Genomic DNA, 11,580 nt, shown 5'->3' on the forward strand with positions numbered 1-11,580 from the left:
CTCCTAGTTAGATAAGTAAATTTGTTGGCTTTGATTAAACTGTTCAATGGATGAAACGATAATTTCTTCTCCCACGTCCAAACCAGATATCACTTCAACTTCGTTGATACTTCGAGCACCCAGTTGAATCGGGCGTTTAACAGCGACATCACCTTCAAGTACAAAGGCAATACTACCGCCGCCGGTTTCGACAAAAGAACCGCGCCTGACTTTCAACACGTCGTTACGCGACTCAATTAAAATACGCGAGGAAATTCTTTGGTTTTGGCGAAGCCCCTGAGGGACGCTATCGACAAATTTAACTCTTCCTGATACTTGACCATTGGTCACTTCAGGAGAGATCGCGGCCAATTCACCGACATAGCTTTTACCTTCAAGTGTGACTTCGGTTGCTAGCCCAACTCCCAGGTCATCGGCGTAAGTTTCTGGTATGCTGACCTCTATTTCGTAAGCTGTTAAATCTACCAAAGTTAGCAGTTCGCTATTTTGGCTAACCGAATCTTTTTCGTCGACCATCAGACTGCCGATTACGCCGGTTATCGGTGAGGTCAGTTCGAGTTCATTCACTTGTCTTTCCAGATCCGCAACGACATATTTTTGCCGTTCCATTTGAAACTGACGTGCTTTTAGCTCAAATTCATAATTTTCTTTTTGCAGCTTAGCGTTCTGGATGGCGTGTTTATGTTGTAACTTAATTTTTTCCAGCTCGGCGTGTTGAGTTTCATAATCAACCTGGCTGATCACTTTCATTTCGATATTCAATTCGGCTCGTTGAATGTTTTTTTGCGCTAGCTCAAGATCAACTTTTGCCATTTCAATTCGCTGTTGGTTATCGAGTAGTGCGGTTTTAATCTGAATTTTTTGTCTTTCATACTCAAGTTCTAATTCTTCTAGTTGATTCTTCTGTTGTTCATATTGATTTTTCAATTCTGGACTATCGATCACGGCGAGCAAGTCGCCCTGGTTCACTTTTTCGCCTGCTTTAACTCTCAGGCTGATGGTGCCATTAGAGGGCGCGAAAAGTGTCGGACTGTTGGCCGCGACTACTCTGCCTTGAACAGCCACATCTCGCTGAAGATTTCCTTTTTCCACTTTCGCAATTTGAATTTGTCGCTTGGAAATACTCAGGTCGGAGTTGAACAGTTGGGTAACCTTGTCAAACAAAAGCACCAACAAGGTAACCGAAATCATGCCAACTAAAGCGAATACCCAGGCTTTAACTGAGGCAGTGCGCTTTGGTTTGAGCAGTCGGTCTTGAGCCGAAGTGTCTTTGATTGCTGATATTGATGGGCTGACGGTCATAAATTTCTTAGGCAACGTTAGTGTTCGATTCTTAAATTAACAACAAGAAGTATGCCATCTTTTAACTCTTTGAATTTAATGAATAATTTTTTAATTATTCGATATTAAAGTGTTGTTCGCACAGTGTTCGCCTAGTGTTCGCACAGTTCAATTGTGCTTGAATACAGACCATCTTTACAATTCTTTACTCAATTGATTAATTTATTTCTTGAAACTTAAAGCGACTTAGTATTTAATTACTCGCATGATTAATTAAAGTGTTATTTATTTCATAACGCAAGATTGGCCCCGATGACCGAATCAACTGAAAACATGACCAAAAACACAACGGAAGAAAACATCAAGATGGACAAACCTGAACAAAAGGAAGCAAAGCAGTCGCGCGGAAGACCTGTCGATAAAGATAAGCAAGTAGAGCAAAAGCAGAAATTGCTTAAAGTCGCGGCAGAATTACTCTCAGAGAAGAGTTATAAAAGTGTGACTATCAGAGAGCTGGGTGATCGAGCGGGTGTCAATTCTGCGATGATCCGTTACTACTTTGAAAATAAAGAAGGCTTATTTACTGCATTGCTTAGCCAAATGTCGAGTGAGCACTTTGAGAAAATGCAGAGTCTGACGAAAAGCGATGATCCGATCAAAGATTTTATTAGGTTCATGCTACAGATGCTCAATCAGAATAGTGGTCTTGCTCGGATTATCCATGACGAAATTCTTGCGGAGGAATCTGCTTTAAAAGCGGCTTTTTTAGAACGCTTTCCTAAACGAATGGCCACTTTTCTACCTAACCTCATTGAACAACAAATTCAGCAGAAGAAATTTCGCGATGATATTAATCCGAAATACGCAGCTTTTTCACTAATGGGGTTGATTGTTACCCCATTTATGGCGGCTCCAATTCGCGAAGAAGCTTGGAAAATATCAGCCGATGAGCTCAAAGAACCACAATGGGTCGAACATCTCTATCGAACCTTTATGTACGGATACAGCAGGGAGAATCGTTAATGTTTAATTTGATTAAGAAGCAATTTCTCGAAAAAAAAATCGCGTTACCAGTCATCATTATTGTCGGCATATTGCTCACAGTCGCAATTATTAAATTGCAGCCCGCGATGGAACACAATCCTCAGGCGAGGCCGTCAATTCCCGTCAATTTCGTTACCGTTCATCAACATTCGTTGCGCCCTGCCATTGTTGGTTTTGGCACGGTGGAGCCAGATGTCAGTTTGCAGGCTAAAGCAGAAGTCACAGGGCGCGTCACTTTTATACACCCTGAACTGAAAAAAGGGACCATCATTCCGAAAGATACTTTGGTATTAAAAATTGACGATAAAGATTATTTATTAGCATTGAAACAAGCCGAAGCTGATTTGTTATCAAACCAGGCTAGTTTAAAAGAAATGGAATTGACCGTTGAAAATACAAAGCTGGACTTAAAGTTAGCGGTTGAAAAATTGAAAGTAAGAAATAAAGAACTTACCCGGTTAGAAAGGTTACGTAAGAGCGGTTCGATTTCCCAATCGAAACTGGATGCCGAAAGGCAAAATAAACTACAGCAACAGCAAGAAGTTCAGCAGCTTGAAAATCAACTGACGACATTGCCTTCGGATATCGAAGTTTTAAAAGCGAAAATTGATATTTCAAAAGCCAAGGTTGAGCAGAGTCAACGGGATTTAGCGCGCACAGAAATCAGATTACCGTTTAATGGTCGCATCAGTAAAGTCGATGCAGAACTCGATCAATATGCGGCAACCGGTTCGCTTTTATTTGAAGCTTCTGGTTTAGATAAAGTGACTATTAATGCGCAGTTTCCCATCAATCAGTTTCGACAGATAGCCCAGGGATTTGATCGCGAAAAAATTAATTTTTCTGATCCCGCATCAATTCCAAGAATGAGTGAACTATTTGCATCATTGGGCATGTCCGCCAAAGTTTATATTGCCGGTAGCCAGTTTGAAGGTTGGGAAGCAAAAGTTGAAAGAATTTCTGATAACCTGGATCCACAAAGTCGCACGCTTGGAGTCGTTGTCAGCGTTTCAGATAGTTATAAAAATATTAATCCCGCGACTAAACCGCCGCTACTTGAAGGCAATTATATGCAGGTCAATTTATTTGGTGCTGCCAACCAATTTTTAGTTGCACCCCGTTACGCGCTGCATGAAAACCAGGTTTATCGGATCAATAGCGATAACACCCTGCAGAGAGTTGATGTTAGCAATGTTCAATTGCAGGGGGAGTTAGCATTGTTTAAAAATACATTAACTGCCGGCGACAAGATTATTACCTCTGATGTATTCCCGGCTGTTAATGGAATGAAAGTAACGCCGGTTGAGGATTCAAAAGCGCAACAGTCGCTAACTGAGTTAGTGGAGATGGCGCAATGATTCGATTTTTTGCCAAACACCCCACCGCGGCGAACCTGTTGATGATCTTGTTCATTGTCATGGGGTTGTCGTCATTGCCTGAAATTAAGCGAGAAACATTTCCTGAAGTTAAAGCTTATTCGGTGGAAATCAAAGTACCTTATCCAGGCGCTACGCCGATGGATGTGGAGCAAGGGATCTGTTTGACGTTAGAAGATGCACTTGACGGAATCAGCTTTATTGATGAGAAGAGCTGCGAGGCGCGTCAGAATTTAGGTTTGATGACCGTGAAAATGTTGGAGCAGGGAAACTTCGATAAATTTATGGATGATGTTAATAGTGCAGTGGATGGCATCAGCGATTTTCCAGATCAGGCCGAAGAGGCAACAGTCAGCGAAACCGGGCGCACACAAAATGTTGTGGCTGTCGCATTAACTGCTGACATTCCACGTGCTGAATTAAAGAGTCTGGCCGAAGATATCAAACAACGTATGTTACGGCATCCGAATATCCCGCTGGTCGAAATCAGCGGATTTTCGGAGCGTCAGTTAAGAGTACTGGTTACTCAGCATAATTTAAGGCAGTATGGATTAAGTTTACATGACTTAGCGGGGCTGATTAATAAACAGGATCTGGATTTACCTTTGGGCTCAATTGAAACAAACCAGGTTGAAACTCAATTAAGATTTAGCGATGAAAAACGCAGTGCGAGTGAATTAGCAGAACTTGTTATCCTGAAAGGGGAACAGGGCAACGAAGTAAAGCTGGGTGAAATCACCACCATCATTGATACTTTCGAATTAGCTGAAGACAAAGTTGAGTTTAATGGGCGTCCAGCGGCATTGTTAAAGGTCAATAAAAATACTATTGATGACAGCCTGGATGTATTAAGCGCCGTCGAAGCGTTTATCGTAAAAGAGTCGGCTCGATTACCTGATGGTGTTTTTTTAGATATTACGCAAGACGCGACCAGCATCGTTAAAGACCGAATCAAAATGCTGGGAACCAACGCATGGCAAGGATTGTTGCTGGTGTTTGCCACCATGTGGCTATTTTTTACGATTCGTTACGCCTTTTGGGTAGTCATGGGGTTACCGGTTTCCTTTCTTGCGAGCGCTTTTGTATTGGGACACCTTGGAATTACTATCAATATGATCTCAATGGTTGCTCTGTTGTTAGCGCTTGGTATATTAATGGATGACGCCATTGTTATTTCCGAGTCGATCGGCAGTCAAATTAAAAAGGGGCTGAAACCTCTACAGGCAGCAATTGAAGGGACTAAAACCGTTGCCCGCGGAGTCGCTTCATCTTTCGCCACGACACTCTGTATTTTCGTAGGTTTAATTTTTATTGAAGGTGATCTGGGGCAAATACTTAAAGTTATTCCTATCGTATTGATATCGGTGATTACTGTTTCGTTAGTTGAAGCATTTTTTATCTTGCCCAGCCATTTATACCACTCGCTTGATCACGCTCATGACAAGAAGCCGTCTCAGTTTCGAGTTAAATTTGAGCAACGCTTCGAAAATTTACGCGATAAGGTTTTCCGGTTAGTTGAGAAGTTGATTCGATTTCGTTACGCATTTATTGGTAGTGTTTTTGCTTTCTTTTTTCTGTCGTTAAGCTTGCTGATTTCTGGCATCGTTAAATTTTCAGCTTTTCCGAATGTTGAAGGAGATATGGTACAGGCCAGAATTCTGATGCCATCAGGCACACCTTTGAAACAAACAGAGTTAGTCGTCGAGAAACTTTTATCTGCGTTGGATAAAACCAACAAAGCATTTGAAATTGATGAGCCGGCGCCATTAGTTAAAACCATCACCGTTAGTTACAACCAGAATAGTGATGCCTACGAAGCCGGTCCTCACCTGGCAACCATTAATGCCGATTTACTCACAGCTGAAATTCGCAATACAAAAATGCAGGACTTTATCAACCTGTGGCGAGAAGAGTCCGGGGTCATTGCCAATGCGTTAGCGATATCATTTAAAGAGCCGGCGATTGGGCCGAGTGGACGAGCGATCCAAGTTCGCTTGAGTGGCAGCGATTTTCTTCAACTGTCAAATGCGTCGTTTGAATTGCAGCGTTGGCTTTCTGGTTATCCCGGCGTTGATAATATTCTTGACGATTTGAGGCCGGGAAAACCTGAATATACGTTAACCCTTAAACAGGGCGCATTTAACCTGGGGCTTGATGCGCAAACAATCGCCAACCAGGTTCGAGCTGCTTTTCAGGGCACTAAAGTGTTAGAAACAAATGTGGACCTGGAAACTTTTGAAGTCACAGTGATGCTGGCGCCCGAATCGAGAGATGAGTTTATTGACTTCGATAACTTTCCAATCGTTAATACTGCCACCGGTGCATTAATTCCACTTTCTAATCTGGCTGATATCAAGTCAACTCGTGGTTACTCTCGCATCAGTCGTGTGAATAACCAACGTACCGTGACTGTGTATGGCGATATTGACCTGCAGGTTAATAATACGAATAGTGTTCTTAACGATCTTAAAAAACGATGGTTGCCAAAATTTTCTGAAAAGTATCCTGAGTTAAGTTTGAGTTTTGAAGGGGAAGTGAAAAACTCCGGTGTGACACAAAAGTCTATGATGAAATCTTTCGTGATGGGGCTCATCGGTGTTTTTCTATTGTTGTCATTTCAATTTAGAAGTTATGTAGAGCCCGTCATTGTGTTAGTGGCAATTCCACTGGCACTTATCGGTGTTGTTTGGGGGCATCTGTTAATGGGAATGAACTTCACCATGCCATCAATGCTAGGTTTTGTTTCGCTGGCCGGAATTGTCGTTAACGATTCGATTCTTTTAGTCGAGTTTGTTAAGAAGCGAGTCAAGGAAGGATTGTCTGTCCATGAGGCGGCCGCGAAAGCGAGTTATGATCGATTTAGAGCTGTTTTTCTGACATCCGTAACCACAATTGCCGGTATGACGCCGCTATTATCGGAAACGAGTTTGCAAGCCCAGGTGCTTATCCCTCTGGCAATCAGTATTGTATTTGGAATCGCTACCTCAACATTGTTAGTTTTGTTTGTGATCCCTTGTCTTTATTCTATCTTGGAGGATTTTGGTGTGGCGAAAGCGAAAGAGCATGCTATCGATATAAGTTCTTCAAATGCTGCGATGGAAAAGGCGTGAATATAAAACCAATTAACCGGTATTGTCGCAGTACAATACCGGTTAACTGGTTTCTATTTGCAATAGGAAAAATGCAGACCGTCATTCAGTCACATAAAAATGATGGCCCACAGGAAAGACTGTCAAGTTTTTATAGTCAAGTTTTTATATATGCAAAAAATAAAGATTACTTTTTGCTTTCGAAATAGGCGATGAATTCTTGTGTTGAAATTTCGCCATTTTCATCTCTATCGAACTCTTTGAATTTTGAAGCAAGTGCTACTTCACCAGCGACCTCTGTTTTGCTAAGGCTGCCATTGCCGTCTTTGTCGAGAGACTTGAATAATTCGCCAGGACTAGTTTCAGCAACAACTGCAAATGAAGTAAAAAATACTGTAGTTAATAATAGTTTTTTCATGATATAGACTCCTACTTGTGGTTAAAATAAAGTTCCAAATTAAAAAGTTTCATAGACTGTTTTAAACAGCGTTCTTACTAAAACAGTTACTCGGTAAAGAGAATACTGTGCAAGATGAATGAACTACTTCAAATGGCTATTTTAAGTGAACGAGATCAGAAAATTCTTTTTTGGAAATTTTATGATCGTTATCCTTATCTAGCTTTTTGAAATTACGCATCACCTTTGACTCTTCGGTCGATTCGTCAAAACTAATATAGCCGTCGCCGTCAACGTCTAGTTTTTTAAATAATGCTTCGCTATCGAGAGCAACAATATTCGCAGAAAGTGCAATAGCCGCTATTGAGAGCAGGTGTTTTAATTTCATAAATTTCTCCTGACTTAATTTTCTAGAGGTATGCAATTCAAATTGTTAAACTGCGCTACACGTTAATTTCATCAATACTAAACTTTCAACAAATTTAAATTATGGTTATTGAAATCTGTTGATTACTGCCGACACCAGTTGTCCCTTATCAAAACTGATGCCAACTTTTATTTTTATAATAAAATCAATAGGTTGTTGGTTAGTAGGTGTGAAGGCATTATTTTTTTGATAAAAAACTTTGAAGATTTGTTGCCATTTGGCAACAAATAAAAATTAAAAAATAATTTATTTAAATTAATCAAACAGTTAGCAATTCGCTTTTTGGCAACAGTGGATAAGTTTGATAAATAACTGATTACTCAAAACAGGTAATTCATGGCTACAATCGAAAGTTATCAGACCCATTCACCGGCGCCTCGCTGGCGCTCTTCTTTGTTGACTAATTTCTTTATCAGCATTTGCTTAGCGCTAATACCGGTCTGTGTAGTCATCGCCATTTTTCTACAAGAACTCGACCAGCATATGAAAACGACCAGGCAGGTGGTTACTGAAAGTTCAAAGTTGACCAATGAATTTTCAAAACTTGCTGATGATTTAAAAAAGTTGGAAAGAGCAATCCGCCAAAACTGGTTATTGAAGGATGTACCTCTCGGTAAAACGATTGAAGAAAAATGGCAACAGGTTGAGTTTTCTATTATTGCATTTGCCAATAATCATGATTTGAATCATCGAGTAAATAACAAATCGGCAAACCATGTCTCGGTATGGAGACAGTTAGAAATGCAATTTGACAAAACCCATGAAATTATTTTTGTTGAGCAACAACAAGAGACCAAAGCTTTTTCTGATCTTTATGCACAGCTAAATCTGGCCGATGATTCGCTTAACCAGTGGAAGTCAAATGAAATGCGGGCAAGGGAATCTTCCTTGACGCAGCTACAACAAACTTTTATTCGCTACCTGGTGGCAATTATTCCTTTATCATTAATCTTTGCCGGCTTTTTTCTGAGATTAATCAGTAAGCAGTTAGGGCGACTCACAAAGGTGATTGACCGACTTGGTGATGGGCAGTGGCAATCGCCGATAAATGTGACGGGGTCCACAGAAATTATTGAACTTGGATCACGTTTAGAATGGATGAGATTACAACTTCAGAGATTGGAGCAGCAAAAAGATACTTTTCTTCGCCATGTCACGCACGAATTAAAGACGCCGCTTGCGTCCATTATTGAAAGTTCTTCACTGTTAAAAGACGACATTGTCGGTCCGACAAATCGTCAGCAACAAGATTTACTCGACTTACTTGATCAGGGAAGTCAGCGACTTTGCCATCTTATCGATAGCCTCTTGAGTTACAACAGCTTTCGCGCTCGTCGAGCAGATTCCCGGGGGAACAATCTGAATTTGCTTGAGTCAAAAATCAGACAACACTTTGAACAACGCCTAAAAGCAAAAAATCAGCAGCTGAATTGGAAACAAGTTGGCAATCTTGACAAGATTTACTTGGACATAGAGCAACTAGAGATTATCTTAATCCAATTGGTATCAAATGCGATAAAATTTTCGCCACCTGACGAGCATATCTCAGTTTCAGTTCAAAATCAGTTAACCGAGTTAATTTTGTCTGTTGCAGACAAAGGTCCTGGTATTCCTGAGGCAGAGAAGAGCTACGTGTTTGATGCTTTTTTCCAAGGCAGTAGCGGTAAAAACAATGCACAGCAAGGCACAGGGTTAGGTCTGGCAATTGTTAATGAGTGCGTGCAGCATATTAGTGGTCAAATCGAAATTCGCTCATCGGTCGATCAAGGCTGTGAGATAACCATTGTTATTCCTATATCAGCAGGGAATAAAAGTGATAATGGACAGTAAACATGAACATAATTAGCAGGCGAGTTGTTTTTATTCCTATCGCTCTCTTTTTGGGCGGTTGTCTGAATAAGAAGATCCAACCGGAAAAACCGATTGTAGCAATGGCGCAATTGATCGATATTCATCAGGGCATTTGTACTGACACGCCGATAACGCAGCAAACGCAGGACGAGACCGCGACAATTGAGAAAGACAGACAAGAACTCCTTGCTGCTCAAAGAAAATCACTAACCTATTTTTTTGAAGCCTACTGCAAGAAGAGCCGTTCCCAGCCGGAAAAAATCAAGAAGAAACTTCTTCAATTGTCTAAGCAATTCGACTGGTCTGAAATTCACCGGGATTATTTTTCATTACTTTCCTGGCATTTAGAACAGTTCGCTCAAGTTAATAACCAGACAGCAATATTGAAGAAAAATATGCAGAAAACCCTCTCAGCGTTAGCGAAAGTCGAACAACAGTTATTAATTCGAGACTTTCAAAAAGAAGATGGTGTAGAACAAAATCAACCTGAAAAGCCAAAGTTAGGAAAAGGCGCGCTCAACAAAGAGGTAGGTTTTGGAAAAAAGGAATTGACCGATAAAAAAGAATTGGCTGATAGAAAGAAAACATCCGGCAAAAATAAAGCGCTCAACAAAAAGCAATCAGGTGAGGACCGGTACTTCCCATGAATGCACATATATTACTCGTGGACGATGACCCGAGTTTATTAAAATTGTTGTCCCTTCGAATCGAGTCGGCAGGCTATCAGGTGACCACCGCAGACTCAGCGCAAGTCGCACTCGACTTTCTCAAGTCGAATAATGTTGACCTGGTAATAACGGATTTAAAAATGGAGCCGATGGATGGCATGGAACTACAACAGCAAATACAAATTAAGTATCCTTCTATTCCCGTTATAATGTTGACTGCACATGGATCAATTCCCGATGCGGTAACCGCGACTAAACGAGGTATTTTTACTTTCCTGACGAAACCGGTTGATAAGGAAAGTTTGTTTGAGAACATTGAAAAGGCAATTGCAATCCATGGGGGGGCCGATCATCGTTCTAGTTATTCACACGAAAATAGCTCAGGTATTCTGACTCGCAGTCGCACAATGTTGCACCTGTTAGATCAGGTTAAGAAGCTGGCGAACACCGATGTCAATATTTTAATTACCGGCGAAAGTGGCACCGGCAAAGAGCTTTTAGCACAAGCCATTCATCAGCATCGACGTGAAAAAGATGCTCCCTTTATTCCAATTAACTGCGGTGCTGTGCCTTCAGAATTATTAGAGTCGGAATTGTTCGGACATAAAAAAGGAGCGTTCACCGGCGCAGTGAGAGACCACGTCGGAATCTTCCAAAAAGCACAAAGCGGCACATTATTTCTGGATGAAATCGGCGATATGCCGTTGCCGCTACAGGTAAAGCTATTACGGGTTTTGCAGGAGAGAAGTATTCGGCCCGTTGGCAGCAATGAGGAAATTTCAATTGAGGTGCAAATCGTTTCTGCAACCCATCGTGATCTTCAATCAGAAATTGAGAACAAAACATTTCGCGAGGACTTATTCTACCGATTAAATGTGGTCAACTTAGAGTTGCCTGCGTTGCGTCAACGTCGTGAAGATATTCCGCTACTGGCGAATTATTTTGTAGAGCTGGTTTGTCAAAGAAATAACACGCCTGAAGTGCGCCTTTCTTCAGACGCAGTGCAATGTTTGGTTGAGCATCACTGGCCGGGCAATATTCGAGAATTACAAAATCTGATAGAACAGGTTGTGGCGTTAAATCATGGGGAAATGATTTCGGCGGCACAAATATCAACAGCGTTGAAAATTGATAATAATGACATCATTCTAGATTCGTTATCAGAAGCGAAGCGTCAGTTTGAAAGGGATTATGTGATCGAAAAATTAAAAATCACCCAGGGAAATGTTGCGGAAGCGGCGAAGCTGGCGGGGCGTAATCGTTCTGACTTTTACAAACTGATTAAGAAACATGGGATTGAGCTTGAAAGTTAAATAAGTTTTCTTAATTAGCTGTACTCGAAATATCCTAATTGTTTTTACCTGTCATCTCGAGCGCAGTCGAGAGATCTACCAAAGGTATAGGTGTACATAAAATAAAAACGTACATGATGTGAATGACTTTCTTA

At 41.0% G+C, this 11,580-nt stretch carries 9 protein-coding genes; 6 read left to right on the forward strand and 3 right to left on the reverse strand.

Features of this window, described 5'->3' with window-relative positions; all coding sequences use genetic code 11:
- Positions 1–3: 3 nt before the first annotated feature.
- A complete protein-coding gene (locus FLL46_RS04115) occupies positions 4–1,317 on the reverse strand; it encodes an efflux RND transporter periplasmic adaptor subunit (RefSeq protein ID WP_168204040.1) in 1,314 nt (437 codons plus the stop codon).
- Positions 1,318–1,593: 276 nt separating this feature from the next.
- Between FLL46_RS04115 and FLL46_RS04120 the strand changes: the two genes are divergently transcribed.
- The 3 genes from FLL46_RS04120 to FLL46_RS04130 are packed head-to-tail and all read left to right on the forward strand — an operon-like array spanning position 1,594 to position 6,811.
- Complete coding sequence (locus tag FLL46_RS04120; protein ID WP_142892177.1) at positions 1,594–2,304, forward strand: TetR/AcrR family transcriptional regulator; 711 nt, start codon at positions 1,594–1,596, stop codon at positions 2,302–2,304.
- Positions 2,304–3,683, forward strand: a complete 1,380-nt coding sequence (locus FLL46_RS04125; protein ID WP_142892178.1) for an efflux RND transporter periplasmic adaptor subunit — start codon at positions 2,304–2,306, stop codon at positions 3,681–3,683. Before FLL46_RS04120 ends, FLL46_RS04125 begins: the two co-directional genes overlap by 1 nt.
- Positions 3,680–6,811 (forward strand): efflux RND transporter permease subunit, encoded by a 3,132-nt coding sequence (locus tag FLL46_RS04130; protein ID WP_142892179.1) that lies wholly within the window; start codon positions 3,680–3,682, stop codon positions 6,809–6,811. The genes FLL46_RS04125 and FLL46_RS04130 overlap by 4 nt, the downstream gene beginning before the upstream one ends.
- A 166-nt stretch (positions 6,812–6,977) precedes the next feature.
- Here FLL46_RS04130 and FLL46_RS04135 read toward each other — a convergent pair whose 3' ends face one another.
- Both FLL46_RS04135 and FLL46_RS04140 read right to left on the reverse strand, forming a co-directional pair.
- A complete protein-coding gene (locus tag FLL46_RS04135) occupies positions 6,978–7,208 on the reverse strand; it encodes an EF-hand domain-containing protein (protein WP_142892180.1) in 231 nt (76 codons plus the stop codon).
- Between the two features lie 136 nt (positions 7,209–7,344).
- Entirely contained in the window at positions 7,345–7,575 is a 231-nt protein-coding gene (locus FLL46_RS04140) for an EF-hand domain-containing protein (protein ID WP_142892575.1), read from the reverse strand.
- 375 nt (positions 7,576–7,950) lie between these two features.
- Between FLL46_RS04140 and FLL46_RS04145 the strand changes: the two genes are divergently transcribed.
- Genes FLL46_RS04145 through FLL46_RS04155 form a run of 3 tightly spaced genes read left to right on the forward strand, consistent with a single transcriptional unit; the run spans position 7,951 to position 11,446 of the window.
- Positions 7,951–9,444 carry a HAMP domain-containing sensor histidine kinase gene (locus FLL46_RS04145; protein ID WP_142892181.1) on the forward strand — a complete coding sequence of 498 codons (1,494 nt, stop codon included), beginning with the start codon at positions 7,951–7,953 and terminating at the stop codon, positions 9,442–9,444.
- 2 nt (positions 9,445–9,446) lie between these two features.
- Complete coding sequence (locus tag FLL46_RS04150) at positions 9,447–10,112, forward strand: hypothetical protein (protein WP_142892182.1); 666 nt, start codon at positions 9,447–9,449, stop codon at positions 10,110–10,112.
- Positions 10,109–11,446 carry a sigma 54-interacting transcriptional regulator gene (locus FLL46_RS04155; protein WP_142892183.1) on the forward strand — a complete coding sequence of 446 codons (1,338 nt, stop codon included), beginning with the start codon at positions 10,109–10,111 and terminating at the stop codon, positions 11,444–11,446. Before FLL46_RS04150 ends, FLL46_RS04155 begins: the two co-directional genes overlap by 4 nt.
- Positions 11,447–11,580: the final 134 nt, after the last annotated feature.

This window comes from Aliikangiella coralliicola, assembly GCF_007004725.1.
Classification (GTDB): domain Bacteria; phylum Pseudomonadota; class Gammaproteobacteria; order Enterobacterales; family Kangiellaceae; genus Aliikangiella; species Aliikangiella coralliicola.